This is a genomic window from Streptomyces sp. NPDC059247, assembly GCF_042754005.1.
Classification (GTDB): domain Bacteria; phylum Actinomycetota; class Actinomycetes; order Streptomycetales; family Streptomycetaceae; genus Streptomyces.
In genome coordinates, this window is the sequence record NZ_JBHYZW010000011.1 from 1 (window position 1) to 20,661 (window position 20,661).

Sequence of the window (20,661 nt, forward strand, 5' to 3'; positions counted from 1 at the left end):
CTTATTTTTTTTATAACCCACACCCGTACCCCATTTTTGGGGTTTAACTCCGGCGAAAAACCCCGGGGGGGGGGGGGGGGGGGGGGGGGGAACGGAGGGATCCGTCCCGCCCCCGGAGAAGGGATCAGACGGTCTTGGCGTACTGGGTGTCCTTCATGACGAAGGTGGCCAGCGGCTTGCCGTCGCCGTTCGACATGGCGGTGAAGGTGACGCCGAGCTGCGACGCCGCCTTGCGGTTCAGCTTGATGTCGTCGGAGGCGGTGACCTGACCGCGCGGGATGATGAAGCGGTACTTGACCACGGTCGAGCCACCGGCCTTGACGTCGGTGAACTCCAGGCCGAGGGCGCGCGCGTCGGCGAACGGACGCTCGGCGATCTCGTAGCGGTAGGTGTCGACGGCCGGGACCGGGTCCGCCTTGACCTCGCCGCCGCCCATGAAGAAGGGCAGCGTCTCCTCGTTGAACTGGAGCAGCGAGAACTTCAGCGAGAGGTCACGGCTGGAGTAGATGTAGTGGACCGGGGAGACCGACTGCCACGAGTCGATGGCCTCCAGCTTGTCCTTCTTGGAGAAGGTGACGCCGTCGCCGGAGGTGAAGCCCAGGTCCGTCCAGCCGGCCCAGTCGGTGGCGGAGTCGGCGCCGAAGGCGGTCGGCGCGGCGGTGCCCGCGTTGGCCACGTAGAGCTTGCCGCTTCCGGCGACGCGGATCTCGGCGGAGTTGTTTCCTGCCATGGTGTGTCTCCTTGGGTGGGGTGCTGCGGGGGTGGATCCGCCGCCCCGGGTGTCCGACCCGGGTACGGCAAAGGCCCCGCCGGACGGCGGGGCCTGGTCTGTGGGGTGGGGCGGGCGGCTGTCCGCGGGGGCTGCGGGCGGCTGCCGCGCCGCCGCGCCGGGCGGCTAGAAGACGCTCAGCGAGAGGCGGATGACGCACAGGTAGCGGTTGGCGCCCCGGTAGAGGTAGTCGGGCAGCCAGCGCGGGCCGTCCTGCTCCTCGACGTCGTGGACGACGTTGTTGGCGCCGATCTGCTTGCCCATGGTGGCGAGCAGGGCGCGGCGGGCGCCGTTGGCGAGGACGTGGGCGGCGTTCTTCGTCGGCCCGTACACCTCGAACTCGATCAGCGGCATGTCGACGTGCAGGTCGCCGATCCAGGCGCCGCCTCGGCGGTTCACCAGGACGGCGCTCTGGGTGCCGTCGAAGCCGGGCGGTGCGTGGACCGCGATGGTCGCACCGGCCAGCGCCGGGTCGGCCTTGAGAACGTCGACGACCAGCTTCTCGACGTCCGGGAACGCACTCGGGGGAGTGGTCATGACGGGTTCTCCTCGGGAGAGGGGTACGGGACGGGGCGCCGCCCGGGGGCTCCGGCGGGAGGGGAGGGACCGCGGAGCCGCGCCCGGACGGCGAACGGCGAAGCCGCCGCCCGCTGTTCGGGCGCAGCTCCGCCGTTGCGCCAACTGTGACAGAGAGCGTGCGCGCACGCAACTAGTTCGGTGAGGTCCTTCTCCTCTCCCTTACGGGGAAGCCCTCCGGCCCTTCTCCACGCCCGTACGGGGAAGCCTCGCCGCCCGTACGGGGAAGCCTCCCTGCCCGTACTGGCGAGGCCCCCTGCCCGTACGGGACGACCGCCCTTCCCCCCGGCCCCCGCACGTCTGCCCGATAGGTTGGCCGCCACCCGACCCAGGAGCCGCCCCGTGCCCGCCCGCCCCCGCCTCCTCTATGTCACCGACCTCGCGTACCCGGCCCGTGGACGGCGCTACGGCGACGAGGACGTCCACCTCACCGCCCGGCTGCGCGAGAGCTTCGACCTGGCGCTCTGTCATCCGCTCGACGTCGCCGCCCTCATGGACGCCTTCGACGCCGTCGTCGTACGCAACAGCGGCCCGGTCCTCGGTCACCAGAAGGAGTACGAGGCCTTCCGCGAGCGGGCCCTCGCGCGCGGCACCCGCGTCTACAACCCGCTCCACGGGCGCGGTGACATGGCGGGCAAGCGGTACCTCCTCGACCTCACGGCCTCCGGGCACCCCGTCATCCCCACCGTCGACCGGCCCGAGGACCTCCACCTGCTGCCCGAGGCCGCCGAGTACGCGGTCAAGCCCAAGGCCGGGGCCGACTCCATAGGCCTGGTCTTCCTGCCCCGCGAGCGGCTCACCGGCCTCGGCCTCGACGAGGGCGGACTCCTCGTCCAGCCGCGCGTCGACTTCCGGTACGAGGTCTCCTTCTACTTCGTCGACGACCTCTTCCAGTACGCCCTGTACGCCCCCGACCCCGACCGCCGCTGGGTCCTGGAGCCGTACGAGCCCACCGCGGACGACCTCGCCTTCGCGCGCCGCTTCATCGCGTGGAACACCCTCGACCACGGCATCCAGCGCGTCGACGCCTGCCGCGCCCCCGGTGGCGAACTGCTCCTCGTCGAGCTGGAGGACCTCAACCCCTATCTCTCCCTCGACCGCGTCCCCGAGGAGACCCGCGAGCGCTTCGCGACGGCCTTCACGGACTCCCTCCACCGCTTCCTGGAGGCGTGAACAGGGGAAGCGGCCGGAACGAGGAACGGCCGGAACAGCAGAGCGCCCCGCGTCCTGGGAAGGACGCGGGGCGCTCCGCTCTGTGGAGACCAGGGAGACGGGGAGGCAGTGGAGACGGGGAGTCGGGGGAGGGAGTCAGGCGGTACGGCGGCGGCGGCGCGCCGTGCGTTCTGCGGCGAAGACGTCCTCCAGGCGGAAGAGCTGTGCCCGGCCCGCCTTCCCCGCCGCCCGCAGATGGCCGAGCTGGACCCACTTGCGGATGGTCGCGGGGGCGACGCCCGCCTCCTCGGCGGCGAGCGGTCCCGGGATCAGGACCGGCAGGGCGATCGGGCTCAGCACGAGGTCTCCTCCATGGGGTTCGGCGGCGTGGTGTTCTTCGGCGTGCCCGTGGCGGCGTCCGTCGTGTCCATCGCCGCCTCGATCTCCTCGGCGGGGGTGCCGGAGGCGTCCGAGAGCTCCGCCCACTCGCGCTCTGGCCACAGGTGCCGGTAGGCGGGGTCGTCCTGGCAGCCGCACACCTCGTCCACGCACACACAGGCCGGGTTCACACAGAGCACCGCGCGCCGGTCGGGGAAGGCCCGCAGCGACACCGAGTCGCACCAGGGACAGCGGCCCGAGACCCGGACGACCGTCTCCGAGTCGCCGAGCGTCCTGGCGCACCGCCGGGCCATCCGCCGGATCTCGTCCCGTACGTGCCGGGCCAGGTCGGGGTGGGCGGCGATCGCGTCCAGGAGTTCCACCACCCGCCGGAGCCGGTCGATCACGCCGGCGCGGGGCGGCCGGGGCAGCGCGAGCCGGGCGCACACCGCCTCCTCCAGCTCCACCACCCCGTCGGTGATGTCGCGGATGGCGTCGGAGACGTGCAGCCGGATCGGGGCGGCCCCGTGACCGGGGACGGCGAGTCCGTGCCGCTGCTGGAGGAGCAGCGCCTCACGGCGCTCCGCGCGGATCTGCTCGTCGCGTCCGGCGGGGGAAGGGGCGGGGGCGCCTCCGGCGGGACCGCGGCGGCCGGGCGCGAGCTCTTCGGCGAGCTCGGGGAACTGGCGTACGAGGGAGGCGGTCCAGAGGGTGATGTCCCGCAGGACGAGTTCGACGGCGGCGGGGGCCCGGCCGCTCCCGGCGACGACGGCGACGGCAGCGGCGGCCTCAACGGTCCCGGCGGACCCGGCGAGTGCGGCGGACCCGGCCGACCCGACGGCTCCGGTGCGCGTGGTGCGGTCAGTCACGGCGGGCGCTCCGGGCGGACGTCGGGGCGGCCGCGACGGCCTTCGCCACGCGTGCGGGGTCCGCCGGGCGGCCGTTGCGCCACAGGCGGCCCGCGCAGACGCCGTCGAAGTAGCTCTCGGCGGGGGCCACCGCCGTCTCGCACTCATGGCGGACGGGACAGCCGCCGCAGGCGCGCAGGGCCGGGGCCGCCTCCTTGGCGCGGCGGGCGAAGACGACGGTCGGGGAGAGGTCGGCGCACGCGGCGGTGGCCTGCCAGGGGGTGGGGTCGTGCTGGAGCAAGGTGTTCTCCACGGGCCGGGGCCCTCCGGGGCTCCGTGGGGCCGGTGGGGCCGTGGGGGCTCAGGGGGCCGACGAGTGCGGCGACGAGCCAGAATTACACGTTGCGTGCTCGCACGCAACGAGAAATATGGGGCGCCCTTGGGGCTGCCTTTGCCGATTCGACATGTTGCGTACACGAAACCAAGTAATTCTGTGCGCGCAAGCACGCTAGAGTTGATCGTCTGGAGGAGTGAGGAGCTGTACATGACCACTCGTGGGCTTGATGAGTTCGCAGGCTGGGTCGAAGGCCTGATGCGACAGCGCGGCTACGACATCGACAGCCCGCGCGGCGGAGGCAAGTCCCGGATCGCGGACGAGGCCGGGGTGCACCGCGCCGCCGTGACGCGTCTGCTGCAGCGGCAGAGCATGCCCGATCTGGAGACCATGCGCAGGATCGCCCCGCTGCTCGGCGTCTCCGTCCGGGACATGCTGGTGCGGTCCGGCCGGGTGACGCCGGAGGAGCTTCCGATGGCGGCGGATCTGCTGCCGCCGAGCGACTGGCAGCCCTCGATGGAGGACTTCGCCCGCTGGCTGGGGGTCCCCGACGAACGCATGGGCGTCTTCGTCAAGGTCGTGAACCAGTTCCTGGAGCCCGACGCGGAGGCCGAGGAGTCCGTGGAGGCCGTCGAGCCCCGGCGCACCGCCCAGGACTGACGCGCCTCCCCGGCGCCGCCCCGATCGCGCCCGGTCCCGGCCTCGCCCGGCCGGGGCCGCGTGCGCGTGGGCATTTGTTTTGACCGGAGTCCGTGCGATAGGTACGCTCAAGCCTTGTGCCTGGGGTGTGCCTGGGCTCGCGTGCGTGTCCTCAACCGCAAGGCGAGTCATATATCGGCCACCGCGATCTCCGCACCTTTCCACCTCGGTGGACGGGTCGACGGGATTCGACACACCCGACCGCGTGGGTCGGCGAATGTTCCAGGTTAGTTTCACCGACGGCACACAGAAACCGGAGAAGTAGTGCCTACGATCCAGCAGCTGGTCCGGAAGGGCCGGCAGGACAAGGTCGAGAAGAACAAGACGCCCGCACTCGAGGGTTCCCCTCAGCGTCGCGGCGTCTGCACGCGTGTGTTCACGACCACCCCGAAGAAGCCGAACTCGGCGCTCCGTAAGGTCGCGCGTGTGCGTCTGACCTCCGGCATCGAGGTCACGGCCTACATCCCGGGTGAGGGTCACAACCTGCAGGAGCACTCGATCGTGCTCGTGCGCGGTGGCCGTGTGAAGGACCTGCCGGGTGTTCGTTACAAGATCATCCGCGGTTCCCTCGACACGCAGGGCGTCAAGAACCGTAAGCAGGCTCGCAGCCGCTACGGCGCCAAGAAGGAGAAGTAAGAATGCCTCGTAAGGGCCCCGCCCCGAAGCGCCCGGTCATCATCGACCCGGTCTACAGCTCTCCTCTTGTCACCTCGCTGATCAACAAGATCCTGCTGGACGGCAAGCGTTCCACCGCCGAGCGCATCGTGTACGGCGCCATGGAGGGTCTTCGTGAGAAGACCGGCCAGGACCCGGTCATCACGCTGAAGCGCGCGCTGGAGAACGTCAAGCCGGCTCTTGAGGTCAAGTCCCGCCGTGTCGGTGGCGCCACCTACCAGGTGCCGATCGAGGTCAAGCCGGGCCGCGCGTCCACGCTGGCCCTCCGCTGGCTCGTCGGTTACTCCCGCGCCCGTCGCGAGAAGACCATGACCGAGCGCCTCATGAACGAGCTCCTCGACGCCTCGAACGGGCTCGGAGCCGCGGTCAAGAAGCGTGAGGACACGCACAAGATGGCCGAGTCCAACAAGGCCTTCGCGCACTACCGCTGGTAGTCGCAACCCACATCGAGACCGAGAGAAGACTGAAGCCTTATGGCTACCACTTCGCTTGACCTGGGCAAGGTGCGCAACATTGGCATCATGGCCCATATCGACGCGGGCAAGACGACCACCACCGAGCGGATCCTGTTCTACACCGGCGTCTCGTACAAGATCGGTGAGGTCCACGACGGCGCTGCCACGATGGACTGGATGGAGCAGGAGCAGGAGCGCGGCATCACGATCACGTCGGCCGCGACGACCTGCCACTGGTCGCTCGAGGACGTCGATCACACGATCAACATCATCGACACGCCGGGCCACGTCGACTTCACCGTCGAGGTGGAGCGTTCGCTGCGCGTGCTCGACGGTGCTGTCACCGTGTTCGACGGTGTCGCTGGTGTCGAGCCCCAGTCCGAGACTGTCTGGCGTCAGGCGGACCGCTACGGCGTTCCGCGTATCTGCTTCGTCAACAAGCTCGACCGCACCGGTGCCGACTTCCTGCGCTGCGTCGACATGATCGTGGGCCGCCTCGGCGCCACCCCGATCGTCATGCAGCTCCCGATCGGTGCTGAGGCCGACTTCCAGGGTGTCGTCGACCTCGTCCGCATGAAGGCGCTCGTCTGGTCCGCCGACGCGAGCAAGGGCGAGATGTACGACGTCGTCGACATCCCGGCCGACCTCGCCGAGCTGGCCGAGGAGTACCGCGCCAAGCTCGTCGAGACCGTCTCCGAGAACGACGAGCAGCTCATGGAGCTCTTCCTGGAGGGCATCGAGCCCACCGAGGAGCAGCTCTACGCGGCCGTGCGCCGTATCACCATCGCTTCCGGCAAGGGCGGCGACACCACGGTCACCCCGGTGTTCTGTGGTACCGCGTTCAAGAACAAGGGCGTCCAGCCCCTGCTCGACGCCGTCGTCCGCTACCTGCCGTCGCCCCTGGACGTCGAGGCCATCGAGGGCCACGACGTCAAGGACCCCGAGGTCGTCGTCAAGCGCAAGCCGTCCGACGACGAGCCGCTGTCGGCGCTCGCGTTCAAGATCGCGAGCGACCCGCACCTCGGCAAGCTCACCTTCGTCCGGATCTACTCCGGTCGCCTGGAGGCCGGCACCGCGGTGCTGAACTCCGTCAAGGGCAAGAAGGAGCGCATCGGCAAGATCTACCGTATGCACGCGAACAAGCGTGAGGAGATCGACTCGGTGGGCGCCGGCGACATCATCGCCGTGATGGGCCTGAAGCAGACCACCACCGGTGAGACGCTGTGCGACGACAAGAACCCGGTGATCCTGGAGTCCATGGACTTCCCGGCGCCGGTCATCCAGGTCGCGATCGAGCCCAAGTCCAAGGGTGACCAGGAGAAGCTGGGTGTAGCCATCCAGCGTCTCGCGGAGGAGGACCCCTCCTTCCAGGTCCACTCGGACGAGGAGACCGGCCAGACCATCATCGGTGGCATGGGCGAGCTCCACCTCGACATCCTCGTCGACCGTATGCGTCGCGAGTTCAAGGTCGAGGCGAACGTCGGCAAGCCGCAGGTCGCGTACCGCGAGACGATCCGCAAGACCGTCGAGCGCGTGGACTACACCCACAAGAAGCAGACCGGTGGTACCGGTCAGTTCGCCAAGGTGCAGATCGCGATCGAGCCCATCGAGGGTGGCGACGCCTCCTACGAGTTCGTGAACAAGGTCACCGGTGGCCGCATCCCGAAGGAGTACATCCCTTCGGTCGACGCCGGTGCGCAGGAGGCCATGCAGTTCGGCATCCTGGCCGGCTACGAGATGACTGGCGTCCGCGTCATCCTTCTCGACGGCGGCTACCACGAGGTCGACTCCTCCGAGCTCGCGTTCAAGATCGCCGGTTCGCAGGCCTTCAAGGAGGCCGCGCGCAAGGCTTCGCCGGTCATCCTCGAGCCCATGATGTCCGTCGAGGTCACCACGCCCGAGGACTACATGGGTGATGTCATCGGCGACATCAACTCCCGCCGTGGCCAGATCCAGGCCATGGAGGAGCGCAGCGGCGCTCGCGTCGTGAAGGGCCTCGTGCCCCTTTCGGAGATGTTCGGCTACGTCGGAGACCTCCGCAGCAAGACCTCGGGTCGCGCAAGCTACTCGATGCAGTTCGACTCCTACGCCGAGGTTCCGCGGAACGTCGCCGAGGAGATCATCGCGAAGGCCAAGGGCGAGTAACTCTTCCGAGTACACGCTTTAGGCTTGACACCAGTCGTCGGGGCTCGGCCCCCGGAACCCGAGGAACGGGCCCCGGCGACTGGCATCCCAGCAAAGATCACCTGGCGCCGATGAGTAAGGCGTACCAGAACCACTCCGCAGGAGGACCCCAGTGGCGAAGGCAAAGTTCGAGCGGACTAAGCCGCACGTCAACATCGGCACCATCGGTCACATCGACCACGGTAAGACGACCCTCACGGCCGCCATTACCAAGGTGCTGCACGACGCGTACCCGGACCTGAACGAGGCCTCGGCCTTCGACCAGATCGACAAGGCTCCCGAGGAGCGCCAGCGCGGTATCACGATCTCGATCGCGCACGTCGAGTACCAGACCGAGTCGCGTCACTACGCCCACGTCGACTGCCCCGGTCACGCGGACTACATCAAGAACATGATCACGGGTGCCGCGCAGATGGACGGCGCCATCCTCGTGGTCGCCGCCACCGACGGCCCGATGCCGCAGACCAAGGAGCACGTGCTCCTGGCCCGCCAGGTCGGCGTTCCGTACATCGTCGTCGCCCTGAACAAGGCCGACATGGTGGACGACGAGGAGATCCTGGAGCTCGTCGAGCTCGAGGTCCGTGAGCTCCTCTCCGAGTACGAGTTCCCGGGCGACGACCTTCCGGTCGTCCGCGTCTCGGCGCTCAAGGCGCTCGAGGGCGACAAGGAGTGGGCCGACAAGCTCCTCGGTCTGATGAAGGCCGTCGACGAGGCCATCCCGCAGCCCGAGCGTGACGTCGACAAGCCGTTCCTGATGCCGATCGAGGACGTCTTCACGATCACCGGTCGTGGCACCGTCGTCACCGGTCGCATCGAGCGCGGCATCCTCAAGGTCAACGAGACCGTCGACATCATCGGCATCAAGACCGAGAAGACCACCACCACGGTCACCGGTATCGAGATGTTCCGCAAGCTGCTCGACGAGGGCCAGGCCGGTGAGAACGTCGGTCTGCTCCTCCGTGGCATCAAGCGCGAGGACGTCGAGCGCGGCCAGGTCATCATCAAGCCGGGTTCGGTCACGCCGCACACGAGCTTCGAGGCCCAGTCGTACATCCTGTCGAAGGACGAGGGTGGCCGTCACACCCCGTTCTTCAACAACTACCGCCCGCAGTTCTACTTCCGTACCACGGACGTGACCGGCGTCGTGACCCTCCCCGAGGGCACCGAGATGGTCATGCCGGGCGACAACACCGCCATGACCGTTGAGCTGATCCAGCCCATCGCCATGGAAGAGGGCCTGAAGTTCGCCATCCGTGAGGGTGGCCGGACCGTCGGCGCCGGCCAGGTCGTCAAGATCAACGCCTGATCTTGAACTGACCTGGTGGCTCGCAGGAGCCGCTGAGCAGTAGGGAAGGGCCCCGCACCGAAAGGTGCGGGGCCCTTTCGCGTGCCCTGGGTCGGGTGGGGCCGTACGGGATCTCGGGGGCCCTGGGGGGATCTTCCCGGACGAGCCCCTACGGGATCTCCGGGGCGCCGGTCCCAGGGCCGGGGCCGCCCCTCACGGGGGTCCGTCAGGGGCGCCAGCTCCATGGGCGGCAGTCGGGGCCGAGGCCCACCACGACCGGTCCCCGGGCGTCCAGGTGCAGTGCGGGGACCCCCACCGAGGGGCTTCCCGTACGGGTCCGCAGGGCGCCCCCGGCGCGTACCCGCACCCCGCCGTCCTCGCCGGTGCCGAGCAGCACCGTGCCCAGGGCCGCCGAGCGGGCGACGGACACCTCCCCGAAGCCGTCGAGACCGCTGTCGCCCGCCGGGCCCAGCAGCGCGGCGGCGGCCGGGGGCCGGTGGTACAGCTCCCCTCCGGCCGACGCCACCGTCGAGCCCGACACCGGCAGCGGCTCCCGCCGCACCTCCCCGTCCACCCAGTGCCGTACGGACTCCGGCCCGGCCGCGTACACGTGCACCCGGCCCGCGCCGTCGACGGAGACCGCCGGACGGTCCTGGACCGGACCCGCCCACGGCAGCGCCCGCCACGGCCCCCAGGAGCCGTCCGCCGCCCGTACCCGGGCCGAGACGCCCCGCTCCGCGTTCCGTACGAAGAGGCGCACCCGTCCGTCGGGGGCCGTCACCGCCACCGGGGCGCCGACCCGGCGCCCCCGGTCGTCCTCCCGCTCCGGGTTCCCGAGTCCCCGCCAGGCCAGGAACGGGCCGCCGGGGGAGCGCTGCTCCAGGAGCACCAGCTCCCGCCGGTTCGCCCCGCCGTGCCCGTCGAGCGCGGAGAACCGCACCCCGAACAGCAGCAGGCGCCCGTCCGCCGTCACCGCCGAGCCCAGCGCGGGCGCCAGCGGGCCGCCGCCCAGGTCCTCCGGCTCGCCCCAGACGCCGGGCGCCGACTCGCGCCAGCGGACCGCGCGCAGCCCCAGCACCCCGTACGCGGCGAGCCGCCCGCCCGGTTCCGTCACGGGCACGGGCCCCGCGCCCGGCCAGCGGTGGTGCGTGGAGCGGACCCAGCCCTTGCGGTTGGTGAGCGGCCGGTCGCCCCCGACGCCGTAGTCGCCGCACCCGGAGGGGTTCCCGCAGCGCCAGTCCGGGTCGCCCCCGTAGGGGACGAGCCGCGCGGCCTTCTCGCGGAGCGTGCGCGGCGGCAGGTTCTTGGGCCAGTGCCGGTTGTAGTAGCCCCGGAACGCGCTCGTCGTGAACGCCGGGACCGGACCGCCGTCCCGGACCGCGTCCGTGACCCAGCGGGCGAGCGCCGCCCAGGTGAAGGAGGCGACCGCCGTGTGGTCCCCGTGGTCCGCGTACCCCGGCTGCTCGGAGTCCCGCTTCCGGGTCGCCTCGTCGCTGAGCTGGATGTCCGGATCGGGGTCCAGGGTGTGCACCACCGTCGGCCGGTAGCGGCGCAGCAGCCCGGCGAGGACCTCGACCAGCCGGTCGTAGTCGTAGGTGTCCGAACGGGTCAGCAGTGAACCCGCCGACGGACGGGTGGACAGCTCCAGGGCCCGGTCGCCCCAGAGCGCGGGCAGCGCCATGTAGCGGCGGGTGGTGTGCATCGGCAGGTCGAGGAAGACCAGCTCGACCCGGCGGGTGCCGTGGACGAGCGTGTCGGCCTCCGCCCGGCGCCCGCCGGGGAGCACGAGGACCTCGCGCCGCCAGGGGGTGAACACCGGGAGCCCGAGCGCCACCGCGTACGACTGCCGCAGGCCCTGCCGGCGCGCGGCGGAGTAGGCGGCCCGGTCCGGGGGAGCCTCGGGCATCCCCGCGATCCGGTTCCGGCCGGTGTGCTCCCCGGCCGTCACGTACACCGTGACCAGCGGGACCCCGGCGTCGAGCAGCCGCTGCGCGTCGGGGTTCATGAAGTACAGGTCGTCGTCCGGGTGCGCGGCGAACTGCATGAGCAGCGCCCGGCGCGTCCGCGCGGAGGCGATCGGCCTGCCGGGCGCCGGGTCGGCCGTCGGCGCTGCCCTGCGCGGCTCGGGCACGGAACACCCGGCGGCGGCCGGGAGGACCGCGAGAGCGGCGAGAAGCGTCCGGCGGCGGGGGGCTGGGGTCACGTGGGCGGTCCGTCCCTCGGTTCGGCGGTCCTCTGCAAGACGGATATCCGGTCCCCGGGGTTGTGCACGGACCGGCGCCCGCTCGCGAAGACCGCTCCGGTGGAGGAGTACGGGAGGCGGCCCGGCGGCGCGGCCGAGCGGCGCCACCTGACGGAACGCGCACGGCGTCCGGGCCGAGCCGGGAGCCGGGGGGACGTCCGACGCGGGCAGCGCGACGGAAGGGGCGGAGGCGGGGGAGCCGGGGGGAGGGCCCGTGGGAGCAGGGCCGACGCGGGCCGGGAACGGGCCGCCGCACGCGCCCCGGCGCATGTCCGTACGTGACGTGGGGTACAGTCTTCGACCCCGATTGGCGGCCGGATGGCCCCGTATGGCAGACTGTCGGGGTTGCTCGGTTGAGTGCCGATGCTGCGCGCCTCCCGTCGGGAGGACCGGAAGCGAGTCCCACAGTACTCGTCGTCCCTTTTCAGGGGCGGACGTACGGGAATCTTCTGGGAAGCGTCAGCGGGGTGCAGGCCAGGCACCCGGTGGGTGTTCCACCCCCGGCCCGCGGTCACGGTGACCGCGCCCCCTTGGTTGGGAAGTCCTCAGGGACTTCTGCGTAGAGGGAGCGCGACACGCCCGACCGCGTGGGTCGGAGGAGGGACAGCACTTCCCAGGAAGTGCGGCCCTACGGGTTCCAGAGCGTTACGAGACAAAGGACTACTAGTAGCCATGGCGGGACAGAAGATCCGCATCCGGCTCAAGGCCTACGACCACGAGGTCATCGATTCCTCGGCGAAGAAGATCGTCGAGACGGTGACCCGCACTGGTGCGTCGGTCGCGGGCCCGGTGCCGCTGCCCACTGAGAAGAACGTGTACTGCGTCATCAAGTCGCCGCACAAGTACAAGGACTCGCGCGAGCACTTCGAGATGCGCACGCACAAGCGCCTCATCGACATCCTCGACCCCACGCCGAAGACGGTTGACTCGCTCATGCGTCTCGACCTCCCGGCGGGCGTTGACATCGAGATCAAGCTCTGAGGGCGCGCGAGATGGCTAAGAACATCAAGGGCATCCTGGGCGAGAAGCTCGGCATGACGCAGGTCTGGGACGAGAACAACCGGATCGTTCCGGTGACCGTCGTCAAGGCCGGCCCCAATGTCGTGACCCAGGTCCGTACGAACGACGTCGACGGCTACGAGTCGGTCCAGATCGCCTTCGGCGAGATCGACCCGCGCAAGGTGAACAAGCCCCTCAAGGGTCACTTCGCCAAGGCCGACGTCACCCCGCGCCGCCACCTGGTGGAGCTCCGCACCGCTGACGCCTCCGAGTACACGCTCGGCCAGGAGATCACCGCCGAGCTCTTCGAGGCCGGCGTGAAGGTCGACGTCACCGGCAAGAGCAAGGGCAAGGGCTTCGCCGGTGTCATGAAGCGCCACAACTTCCGTGGTGGCAAGGCGTCGCACGGTGCCCACCGCGTGCACCGCAAGCCCGGTTCGATCGGTGGCTGCGCCACTCCGGGCCGTGTCTTCAAGGGCATGAAGATGGCCGGTCGCATGGGCAACGAGCGTGTGACCACCCAGAACCTGACCGTCCACGCCGTTGACGCCGAGAAGGGTCTGCTGCTCATCAAGGGCGCCGTCCCCGGCCCCAACGGTGGCCTCGTCCTGGTCCGCACCGCGGCCAAGGGGGTTTGAGGAACCGATGAGCACCATTGACATCCTTTCGCCGGCAGGCGACAAGACCGGGACCGTCGAGCTCCCCGAGGAGATCTTCGGCGCCAAGGTCAGCGTTCCGCTGATCCACCAGGTCGTCGTCGCGCAGCTGGCCGCGGCCCGTCAGGGCACGCACAAGACCAAGCGCCGTGGCGAAGTCCGTGGTGGTGGCCGGAAGCCTTACCGCCAGAAGGGCACCGGCCGCGCCCGTCAGGGTTCGACCCGCGCTCCGCAGTTCGTCGGCGGTGGCGTCGTCCACGGCCCGCAGCCGCGTGACTACTCGCAGCGGACCCCGAAGAAGATGAAGGCCGCCGCCCTCCGCGGTGCCCTCTCGGACCGGGCCACCCACTCCCGCATCCACGTCGTGACCGGCGTGGTCGAGGGCGGGGTCTCCACCAAGGCCGTGAAGACGCTGCTCGGCAAGATCTCGGAGCGCAAGAACCTGCTCCTGGTCGTCGAGCGCTCCGACGAGGCCGCGTGGCTGTCCGCTCGTAACCTGCCCCAGGTGCACATCCTGGAGCCGGGCCAGCTCAACACGTACGACGTGATCGTCTCCGACGACGTGGTCTTCACCAAGGCCGCCCTCGAGTCCTTCGTGTCTGGCCCCCAGACCGCTGAGACCGAAGGGAGCGACGCCTGATGACTGAGGCCGTCGTCACCAGCAAGACCTTCTCGGACCCGCGCGACATCCTGATCAAGCCGGTCGTCTCGGAGAAGAGCTACGCCCTGCTGGACGAGAACAAGTACACGTTCATCGTCGCGCCTGGCTCCAACAAGACCCAGATCAAGCAGGCCGTCGAGGCGGTCTTCTCGGTCAAGGTCACCGGGGTCAACACGATCAACCGCCAGGGCAAGCGCAAGCGCACCAAGGCCGGTTTCGGTAAGCGCAAGGACACCAAGCGCGCCATCGTGACCCTTGCCGAGGGCAACCGTATCGACATCTTCGGCGGTCCGACCGCCTAACGGCGGTCTGGATCGTCCGGAATCGGACGAGGACTGAGAAATGGGAATCCGCAAGTACAAGCCGACTACGCCGGGCCGCCGTGGCTCCTCCGTAGCCGACTTCGTCGAGATCACGCGGTCCACGCCGGAGAAGTCGCTGGTCCGCCCCCTGCACAGCAAGGGCGGCCGTAACAACACCGGTCGGATCACGGTTCGACACCAGGGTGGCGGCCACAAGCGCGCCTACCGTGTGATCGACTTCCGTCGTCACGACAAGGACGGCGTGCCGGCGAAGGTCGCTCACATCGAGTACGACCCCAACCGCACCGCGCGCATCGCGCTGCTCCACTACGTGGACGGCGAGAAGCGCTACATCATCGCCCCCAAGGGTCTGACGCAGGGTGACCGCGTCGAGAACGGCCCCGGCGCTGACATCAAGCCCGGCAACAACCTGGCGCTCCGCAACATCCCGGTCGGTACCACGATCCACGCGATCGAGCTCCGTCCCGGTGGCGGCGCCAAGTTCGCGCGCTCCGCTGGTGCCTCCGTGCAGCTGCTGGCGAAGGAGGGCACGATGGCCCACCTTCGTATGCCGTCCGGTGAGATCCGTCTCGTCGACGCCCGCTGCCGCGCCACCATCGGCGAGGTCGGCAACGCCGAGCAGTCGAACATCAACTGGGGCAAGGCCGGCCGTAAGCGTTGGCTGGGCGTTCGCCCGACCGTTCGCGGTGTGGCGATGAACCCGGTGGACCACCCGCACGGTGGTGGTGAGGGTAAGACCTCCGGTGGTCGTCACCCGGTCTCCCCGTGGGGTCAGAAGGAGGGTCGTACTCGCTCGCCGAAGAAGGCTTCGAGCAAGTACATCGTCCGCCGCCGCAAGACGAACAAGAAGCGCTAGGAGCGGGTTTAGATGCCGCGCAGTCTCAAGAAGGGACCCTTCGTCGACGGACACCTCGTAAAGAAGGTGGACGTACAGAACGAAGCCGGTACCAAGAACGTCATCAAGACCTGGTCCCGTCGCTCGATGATCATCCCGGCCATGCTCGGCCACACGATCGCGGTGCACAACGGCAAGACCCACATTCCGGTGTTTGTCACCGAGTCGATGGTCGGCCACAAGCTCGGCGAGTTCTCGCCGACGCGCACCTTCCGGGGTCACGTGAAGGACGACCGGAAGTCGAAGCGCCGCTAGTAGCGGGGTGGAATGACCATGACAGACACTGGAAGGACAACCATGGAAGCCAGGGCCCAGGCGCGGTACATCCGCGTCACGCCCATGAAGGCCCGCCGAGTGGTGGACCTTATCCGTGGCATGGACGCCACGGAGGCTCAGGCGGTCCTGCGTTTCGCCCCGCAGGCCGCGAGCGTGCCGGTTGGCAAGGTGCTTGACAGCGCCATCGCCAACGCCGCGCACAACTACGACCACACCGACGCCTCTTCGCTGGTCATCAGCGAGGCGTACGTGGATGAGGGCCCGACCCTGAAGCGGTTCCGTCCGCGTGCTCAGGGCCGTGCCTACCGGATCCGTAAGCGGACCAGCCACATCACCGTGGTCGTCAGCAGCAAGGAAGGAACCCGGTAATGGGCCAGAAGGTTAACCCGCATGGGTTCCGGCTCGGCATCACCACGGACTTCAAGTCCCGTTGGTACGCCGACAAGCTGTACAAGGACTACGTCAAGGAAGACGTCGCCATCCGTCGGATGATGACGTCCGGCATGGAGCGCGCCGGCATCTCGAAGGTTGAGATCGAGCGCACCCGTGACCGCGTGCGGGTGGACATCCACACCGCGCGTCCCGGCATCGTCATCGGCCGCCGTGGCGCCGAGGCCGACCGCATCCGCGGTGACCTCGAGAAGCTCACGGGCAAGCAGGTCCAGCTGAACATCCTCGAGGTCAAGAACCCCGAGATGGACGCTCAGCTGGTCGCCCAGGCCGTTGCCGAGCAGCTCTCCTCCCGCGTCTCCTTCCGTCGTGCCATGCGCAAGAGCATGCAGGGCACGATGAAGGCCGGCGCCAAGGGCATCAAGATCCAGTGCGGCGGTCGTCTCGGCGGCGCCGAGATGTCCCGCTCGGAGTTCTACCGCGAGGGCCGTGTGCCCCTGCACACGCTCCGCGCGAACGTCGACTACGGCTTCTTCGAGGCCAAGACCACCTTCGGTCGCATCGGCGTGAAGGTCTGGATCTACAAGGGCGACGTCAAGAACATCGCCGAGGTCCGCGCCGAGAACGCCGCTGCCCGTGCGGGTAACCGCCCGGCCCGTGGCGCCGGCGCTGGCGACCGTCCCGCCGGCCGTGGTGGCCGCGGTGGCGAGCGTGGCGGCCGCGGCCGCAAGCCGCAGCAGCAGTCCGCGCCGGCTGCCGAGGCCCCCAAGGCCGAGGCTCCCGCCGCCGCTGCCGCTCCGGCTGAGAGCACCGGAACGGAGGCCTGACCGACATGCTGATCCCCCGTAGGGTCAAGCACCGCAAGCAGCACCACCCGAAGCGCTCCGGCGCCAGCAAGGGTGGTACGCAGGTTGCGTTCGGCGAGTACGGCATTCAGGCCCTCACGCCGGCTTACGTGACCAACCGCCAGATCGAGGCGGCTCGTATCGCGATGACCCGCCACATCAAGCGTGGCGGCAAGGTCTGGATCAACATCTACCCGGACCGCCCGCTGACGAAGAAGCCTGCCGAGACCCGCATGGGTTCCGGTAAGGGTTCTCCGGAGTGGTGGATCGCGAACGTCAAGCCGGGTCGGGTGATGTTCGAACTGTCCTACCCGAACGAGAAGATCGCGCGCGAGGCCCTGACCCGTGCGGCCCACAAGCTGCCGATGAAGTGCAAGATCGTAAAGCGCGAAGCAGGTGAGCTGTGATGTCGGCCGGTACCAAGGCGTCCGAGCTGCGCGAGCTGGGCAACGAGGAGCTTCTCAACAAGCTCCGCGAGGCCAAGGAAGAGCTGTTCAACCTCCGCTTCCAGGCGGCGACGGGTCAGCTCGAGAACCACGGCCGGCTCAAGTCCGTCCGTAAGGACATCGCCCGGATCTACACCCTGATGCGTGAGCGCGAGCTGGGCATCGAGACGGTGGAGAACGCCTGATGAGCGAGAGCAACGTGACTGAGAAGACCGAGCGCAACGCTCGCAAGGTCCGCGAGGGCCTGGTCGTCAGCGACAAGATGGACAAGACCGTCGTCGTCGCTGTCGAGGACCGCGTCAAGCACGCGCTGTACGGCAAGGTCATCCGCCGTACGAACAAGCTCAAGGCTCACGACGAGCAGAACGCCGCCGGCATCGGTGACCGCGTCCTCCTGATGGAGACGCGCAAGCTGTCCGCCACGAAGCACTGGCGCGTCGTCGAGATCCTCGAGAAGGCCAAGTAATTCTTGAAGGGGTAACCCTTCGAGTTCGTTCCGCCAGGCTCGGCAGGGGCTTCCACGGAAGCCCCTGCCGGGAACCGGCAGACAAATCAGGAGATAGACGTGATCCAGCAGGAGTCGCGACTGCGTGTCGCCGACAACACTGGTGCCAAGGAGATCCTTTGCATCCGTGTTCTCGGTGGCTCGGGTCGCCGCTACGCGGGCATCGGTGACGTCATCGTCGCCACCGTCAAGGACGCGATCCCCGGTGGCAACGTGAAGAAGGGTGACGTCGTCAAGGCGGTCATCGTTCGCACCGTCAAGGAGCGCCGCCGCCAGGACGGCTCGTACATCCGCTTCGACGAGAACGCCGCTGTCATTCTCAAGAACGACGGCGACCCTCGTGGCACCCGTATCTTCGGCCCGGTGGGCCGTGAGCTGCGCGAGAAGAAGTTCATGAAGATCATCTCGCTCGCGCCGGAGGTGCTGTAAGCATGAAGATCAAGAAGGGCGACCTGGTCCAGGTCATCACCGGTAAGGACAAGGGCAAGCAGGGCAAGGTCATCACGGCCTTCCCCCGCGAGAACCGCGTCCTGGTCGAGGGTGTCAACCGGGTCAAGAAGCACACCAAGGCCGGCCCGTCGCAGGCCGGTGGCATCGTCACGACCGAGGCTCCGGTCCACGTCTCCAACGTCCAGCTGGTCGTGGAGAAGGACGGCAAGAAGGTCGTCACGCGTGTCGGTTACCGCTTCGACGACGAGGGCAACAAGATCCGCGTTGCCAAGCGGACGGGTGAGGACATCTGATGGCTACCACCACTCCGCGTCTCAAGACGAAGTACCGCGAGGAGATCGCGGGCAAGCTGCGTGAAGAGTTCTCCTACGAGAACGTCATGCAGATCCCCGGCCTCGTGAAGATCGTGGTGAACATGGGTGTCGGCGACGCCGCCCGTGACTCGAAGCTCATGGACGGTGCCGTCCGTGACCTGACCACCATCACCGGTCAGAAGCCGGCCGTCACCAAGGCCCGCAAGTCCATCGCGCAGTTCAAGCTGCGCGAAGGTCAGCCGATCGGTGCGCACGTCACCCTCCGTGGCGACCGCATGTGGGAGTTCCTGGACCGCACCCTGTCGCTCGCGCTTCCGCGCATCCGCGACTTCCGTGGTCTGTCCCCCAAGCAGTTCGACGGGCGTGGCAACTACACCTTCGGTCTCACGGAGCAGGTCATGTTCCACGAGATCGACCAGGACAAGATCGACCGTGTCCGGGGTATGGACATCACCGTGGTGACCACGGCGACCAACGACGACGAGGGCCGTGCCCTTCTGCGTCACCTCGGCTTCCCGTTCAAGGAGGCGTAAGCGAGATGGCGAAGAAGGCTCTCATCGCGAAGGCTGCCCGCAAGCCCAAGTTCGGCGTGCGCGGCTACACGCGCTGCCAGCGCTGTGGTCGACCCCACTCCGTGTACCGCAAGTTCGGCCTGTGCCGCGTGTGCCTTCGTGAGATGGCTCACCGTGGCGAGCTGCCGGGCGTGACCAAGAGCTCCTGGTAAGCACCTACCGCCCTTCGGGGCGTAGGGCTTCCTGGATCTCTCGGTAAGCACTGGGTTGGCGGATGCCCATCCCCTCATGGCTTAGGCTAGTGGGGTTGGGCGTCCGCCGCCCGTACGACTTACTACGCCGTAGGTCCCCGCGCCGCACCCGTCCCGCCCCTGTGTGGGGAGAGGGATGGCGCATACAGGAAACCCCGGCGAGAGAGGCCGAAGGCCAATTCATGACCATGACTGATCCGATCGCGGACATGCTGACTCGTCTGCGTAACGCGAACTCGGCATACCACGACTCCGTGTCGATGCCGCACAGCAAGATCAAGTCTCACATCGCGGAAATCCTCCAGCAGGAGGGCTTCATCACGGGCTGGAAGGTCGAGGACGCCGAGGTCGGCAAGAACCTCGTCCTCGAGCTCAAGTTCGGTCCGAACCGTGAGCGCTCCATCGCGGGCATCAAGCGGATCTCGAAGCCCGGTCTCCGGGTTTACGCGAAGTCCACCAACCTGCCGAAGGTCCTCGGCGGTCTGGGCGTGGCGATCATCTCCACGTCCCACGGCCTCCTGACCGGCCAGCAGGCAGGCAAGAAGGGCGTAGGTGGGGAAGTCCTCGCCTACGTCTGGTAGTCGGGAACGGAGGAATAGCTAATGTCGCGTATTGGCAAGCTGCCTATCCAGGTTCCCGCCGGCGTGGACGTCACCATCGATGGCCGCACGGTCACGGTCAAGGGTTCCAAGGGCACCCTGAGCCACACCGTCGCCGCGCCGATCGAGATCGTTAAGGGCGAGGACGGCGTGCTCAACGTCTCCCGTCCGAACGACGAGCGTCAGAACAAGGCCCTTCACGGCCTGTCCCGCACGCTGGTGGCCAACATGATCACCGGTGTGACCCAGGGTTACGTGAAGGCGCTCGAGATCAGCGGTGTCGGTTACCGCGTCGCCGCGAAGGGCTCCAACCTGGAGTTCCAGCTCGGTTACAGCCACCCGATCCTGGTCGAGGCGCCCGAGGGCATCTCGTTCAAGGTCGAGTCGCCGACCAAGTTCTCGGTCGAGGGCATCGACAAGCAGAAGGTCGGCGAGGTCGCGGCGAACATCCGCAAGCTGCGCAAGCCCGACCCGTACAAGGCCAAGGGCGTCAAGTACGCCGGCGAGGTCATCCGCCGCAAGGTCGGAAAGGCTGGTAAGTAGCCATGGCATACGGTGTGAAGATCGCCAAGGGCGACGCTTACAAGCGTGCCGCCAAGGCTCGCCGCCACATCCGCATCCGCAAGAACGTGTCGGGTACGGCGGAGCGTCCGCGCCTCGTCGTGACGCGTTCGAACCGCGGTATCACCGCTCAGGTCATCGACGACCTCAAGGGTCACACCCTGGCGTCGGCGTCGAACCTGGACGCGTCGATCCGTGGTGGCGAGGGCGACAAGTCCGCGCAGGCCAAGCAGGTCGGCGCCCTGGTCGCCGAGCGCGCCAAGGCCGCCGGTGTCGAGACCGTCGTGTTCGACCGTGGTGGCAACAGGTACGCCGGGCGCATTGCCGCTCTGGCTGACGCCGCCCGCGAAGCCGGGCTGAAGTTCTAAGCCCCGGTTCCGG

Annotated in this window: 30 protein-coding genes; 24 read left to right on the top strand and 6 right to left on the bottom strand. The window is 68.6% G+C overall.

The features are described 5' to 3' along the window. Window positions 1-124: 124 nt before the first annotated feature. Both ACFXGN_RS20320 and ACFXGN_RS20325 read right to left on the bottom strand, forming a co-directional pair. A complete protein-coding gene (locus tag ACFXGN_RS20320) occupies window positions 125-730 on the bottom strand; it encodes a phage tail protein (protein ID WP_384860963.1) in 606 nt (201 codons plus the stop codon). Window positions 731-895: 165 nt separating this feature from the next. After that, complete coding sequence (locus tag ACFXGN_RS20325) at window positions 896-1,306, bottom strand: hypothetical protein (protein ID WP_384860965.1); 411 nt, start codon at window positions 1,304-1,306, stop codon at window positions 896-898. A gap of 381 nt (window positions 1,307-1,687) precedes the next feature. On the opposite strand from ACFXGN_RS20325, the gene ACFXGN_RS20330 reads away from it, so the two are divergent. Next, window positions 1,688-2,518: a hypothetical protein gene (locus tag ACFXGN_RS20330; RefSeq protein ID WP_384860968.1), complete on the top strand. Its 831-nt coding sequence runs from the start codon at window positions 1,688-1,690 to the stop codon at window positions 2,516-2,518. A 135-nt stretch (window positions 2,519-2,653) separates the two neighbouring features. On the opposite strand, the gene ACFXGN_RS20335 is transcribed toward ACFXGN_RS20330, so the two are convergent. The 3 genes from ACFXGN_RS20335 to ACFXGN_RS20345 are packed head-to-tail and all read right to left on the bottom strand — an operon-like array spanning window position 2,654 to window position 4,036. Then, entirely contained in the window at window positions 2,654-2,857 is a 204-nt protein-coding gene (locus tag ACFXGN_RS20335; protein ID WP_384860971.1) for a hypothetical protein, read from the bottom strand. Further along, complete coding sequence (locus ACFXGN_RS20340) at window positions 2,851-3,744, bottom strand: hypothetical protein (RefSeq protein WP_384860973.1); 894 nt, start codon at window positions 3,742-3,744, stop codon at window positions 2,851-2,853. The genes ACFXGN_RS20335 and ACFXGN_RS20340 overlap by 7 nt, the downstream gene beginning before the upstream one ends. Further along, a complete protein-coding gene (locus ACFXGN_RS20345; RefSeq protein WP_384860976.1) occupies window positions 3,737-4,036 on the bottom strand; it encodes a WhiB family transcriptional regulator in 300 nt (99 codons plus the stop codon). The genes ACFXGN_RS20340 and ACFXGN_RS20345 overlap by 8 nt, the downstream gene beginning before the upstream one ends. Before the next feature lie 231 nt (window positions 4,037-4,267). Between ACFXGN_RS20345 and ACFXGN_RS20350 the strand changes: the two genes are divergently transcribed. From ACFXGN_RS20350 to tuf, 5 genes are all read left to right on the top strand, one after another. Beyond that, entirely contained in the window at window positions 4,268-4,717 is a 450-nt protein-coding gene (locus ACFXGN_RS20350; protein WP_384860979.1) for a helix-turn-helix domain-containing protein, read from the top strand. Between the two features lie 303 nt (window positions 4,718-5,020). Further along, a complete protein-coding gene (gene rpsL / locus ACFXGN_RS20355) occupies window positions 5,021-5,392 on the top strand; it encodes a 30S ribosomal protein S12 (protein WP_003948652.1) in 372 nt (123 codons plus the stop codon). Between the two features lie 2 nt (window positions 5,393-5,394). Next, window positions 5,395-5,865, top strand: a complete 471-nt coding sequence (rpsG, locus tag ACFXGN_RS20360; protein ID WP_015035567.1) for a 30S ribosomal protein S7 — start codon at window positions 5,395-5,397, stop codon at window positions 5,863-5,865. A 39-nt stretch (window positions 5,866-5,904) separates the two neighbouring features. After that, complete coding sequence (fusA, locus tag ACFXGN_RS20365) at window positions 5,905-8,031, top strand: elongation factor G (RefSeq protein WP_366439662.1); 2,127 nt, start codon at window positions 5,905-5,907, stop codon at window positions 8,029-8,031. Between the two features lie 151 nt (window positions 8,032-8,182). Then, window positions 8,183-9,376: an elongation factor Tu gene (tuf, locus tag ACFXGN_RS20370; RefSeq protein ID WP_366439661.1), complete on the top strand. Its 1,194-nt coding sequence runs from the start codon at window positions 8,183-8,185 to the stop codon at window positions 9,374-9,376. 205 nt (window positions 9,377-9,581) lie between these two features. Here the strand turns inward: tuf and ACFXGN_RS20375 are convergent, their stop codons facing one another. Further along, entirely contained in the window at window positions 9,582-11,558 is a 1,977-nt protein-coding gene (locus ACFXGN_RS20375; RefSeq protein ID WP_384860984.1) for a PIG-L family deacetylase, read from the bottom strand. Between the two features lie 711 nt (window positions 11,559-12,269). On the opposite strand from ACFXGN_RS20375, the gene rpsJ reads away from it, so the two are divergent. From rpsJ to rplR, 18 genes are all read left to right on the top strand, one after another. Further along, on the top strand, window positions 12,270-12,578 hold the full coding sequence (gene rpsJ, locus ACFXGN_RS20380; RefSeq protein ID WP_003948644.1) for a 30S ribosomal protein S10: 309 nt from the start codon (window positions 12,270-12,272) through the stop codon (window positions 12,576-12,578). An 11-nt stretch (window positions 12,579-12,589) separates the two neighbouring features. Beyond that, entirely contained in the window at window positions 12,590-13,234 is a 645-nt protein-coding gene (gene rplC / locus ACFXGN_RS20385; protein WP_148005762.1) for a 50S ribosomal protein L3, read from the top strand. Between the two features lie 7 nt (window positions 13,235-13,241). Continuing rightward, window positions 13,242-13,892, top strand: a complete 651-nt coding sequence (gene rplD / locus ACFXGN_RS20390) for a 50S ribosomal protein L4 (protein WP_351793007.1) — start codon at window positions 13,242-13,244, stop codon at window positions 13,890-13,892. Next, on the top strand, window positions 13,892-14,215 hold the full coding sequence (gene rplW / locus ACFXGN_RS20395; RefSeq protein WP_015035575.1) for a 50S ribosomal protein L23: 324 nt from the start codon (window positions 13,892-13,894) through the stop codon (window positions 14,213-14,215). Before rplD ends, rplW begins: the two co-directional genes overlap by 1 nt. A 40-nt stretch (window positions 14,216-14,255) precedes the next feature. Beyond that, window positions 14,256-15,092, top strand: a complete 837-nt coding sequence (rplB, locus tag ACFXGN_RS20400) for a 50S ribosomal protein L2 (protein ID WP_030318653.1) — start codon at window positions 14,256-14,258, stop codon at window positions 15,090-15,092. 12 nt (window positions 15,093-15,104) lie between these two features. After that, window positions 15,105-15,386 carry a 30S ribosomal protein S19 gene (rpsS, locus tag ACFXGN_RS20405; protein WP_024755409.1) on the top strand — a complete coding sequence of 94 codons (282 nt, stop codon included), beginning with the start codon at window positions 15,105-15,107 and terminating at the stop codon, window positions 15,384-15,386. Between the two features lie 42 nt (window positions 15,387-15,428). Then, on the top strand, window positions 15,429-15,776 hold the full coding sequence (gene rplV, locus ACFXGN_RS20410; protein ID WP_004571827.1) for a 50S ribosomal protein L22: 348 nt from the start codon (window positions 15,429-15,431) through the stop codon (window positions 15,774-15,776). Further along, entirely contained in the window at window positions 15,776-16,624 is an 849-nt protein-coding gene (rpsC, locus tag ACFXGN_RS20415) for a 30S ribosomal protein S3 (protein ID WP_033201982.1), read from the top strand. The genes rplV and rpsC overlap by 1 nt, the downstream gene beginning before the upstream one ends. Window positions 16,625-16,629: 5 nt before the next feature. Further along, window positions 16,630-17,049 carry a 50S ribosomal protein L16 gene (rplP, locus tag ACFXGN_RS20420; protein ID WP_017239579.1) on the top strand — a complete coding sequence of 140 codons (420 nt, stop codon included), beginning with the start codon at window positions 16,630-16,632 and terminating at the stop codon, window positions 17,047-17,049. Next, complete coding sequence (rpmC, locus tag ACFXGN_RS20425; RefSeq protein WP_017239580.1) at window positions 17,049-17,273, top strand: 50S ribosomal protein L29; 225 nt, start codon at window positions 17,049-17,051, stop codon at window positions 17,271-17,273. The genes rplP and rpmC overlap by 1 nt, the downstream gene beginning before the upstream one ends. Next, window positions 17,273-17,554, top strand: a complete 282-nt coding sequence (gene rpsQ / locus ACFXGN_RS20430) for a 30S ribosomal protein S17 (RefSeq protein WP_030208995.1) — start codon at window positions 17,273-17,275, stop codon at window positions 17,552-17,554. The genes rpmC and rpsQ overlap by 1 nt, the downstream gene beginning before the upstream one ends. A 99-nt stretch (window positions 17,555-17,653) precedes the next feature. Continuing rightward, a complete protein-coding gene (gene rplN, locus ACFXGN_RS20435; RefSeq protein WP_003956455.1) occupies window positions 17,654-18,022 on the top strand; it encodes a 50S ribosomal protein L14 in 369 nt (122 codons plus the stop codon). 2 nt (window positions 18,023-18,024) lie between these two features. Continuing rightward, window positions 18,025-18,336: a 50S ribosomal protein L24 gene (rplX, locus tag ACFXGN_RS20440; protein WP_015035583.1), complete on the top strand. Its 312-nt coding sequence runs from the start codon at window positions 18,025-18,027 to the stop codon at window positions 18,334-18,336. After that, a complete protein-coding gene (gene rplE / locus ACFXGN_RS20445) occupies window positions 18,333-18,890 on the top strand; it encodes a 50S ribosomal protein L5 (protein ID WP_351793114.1) in 558 nt (185 codons plus the stop codon). Before rplX ends, rplE begins: the two co-directional genes overlap by 4 nt. 5 nt (window positions 18,891-18,895) lie before the next feature. Next, window positions 18,896-19,081 (top strand): type Z 30S ribosomal protein S14, encoded by a 186-nt coding sequence (locus ACFXGN_RS20450; protein WP_003948630.1) that lies wholly within the window; start codon window positions 18,896-18,898, stop codon window positions 19,079-19,081. A 221-nt stretch (window positions 19,082-19,302) separates the two neighbouring features. Then, entirely contained in the window at window positions 19,303-19,701 is a 399-nt protein-coding gene (rpsH, locus tag ACFXGN_RS20455) for a 30S ribosomal protein S8 (protein ID WP_158989430.1), read from the top strand. Between the two features lie 21 nt (window positions 19,702-19,722). Further along, window positions 19,723-20,262 (top strand): 50S ribosomal protein L6, encoded by a 540-nt coding sequence (rplF, locus tag ACFXGN_RS20460; protein WP_351793013.1) that lies wholly within the window; start codon window positions 19,723-19,725, stop codon window positions 20,260-20,262. Between the two features lie 2 nt (window positions 20,263-20,264). Continuing rightward, the gene (rplR, locus tag ACFXGN_RS20465) at window positions 20,265-20,648 is read left to right on the top strand and encodes a 50S ribosomal protein L18 (RefSeq protein ID WP_351793016.1); all 384 of its coding nucleotides are present in this window, start codon (window positions 20,265-20,267) and stop codon (window positions 20,646-20,648) included. Window positions 20,649-20,661: the final 13 nt, after the last annotated feature.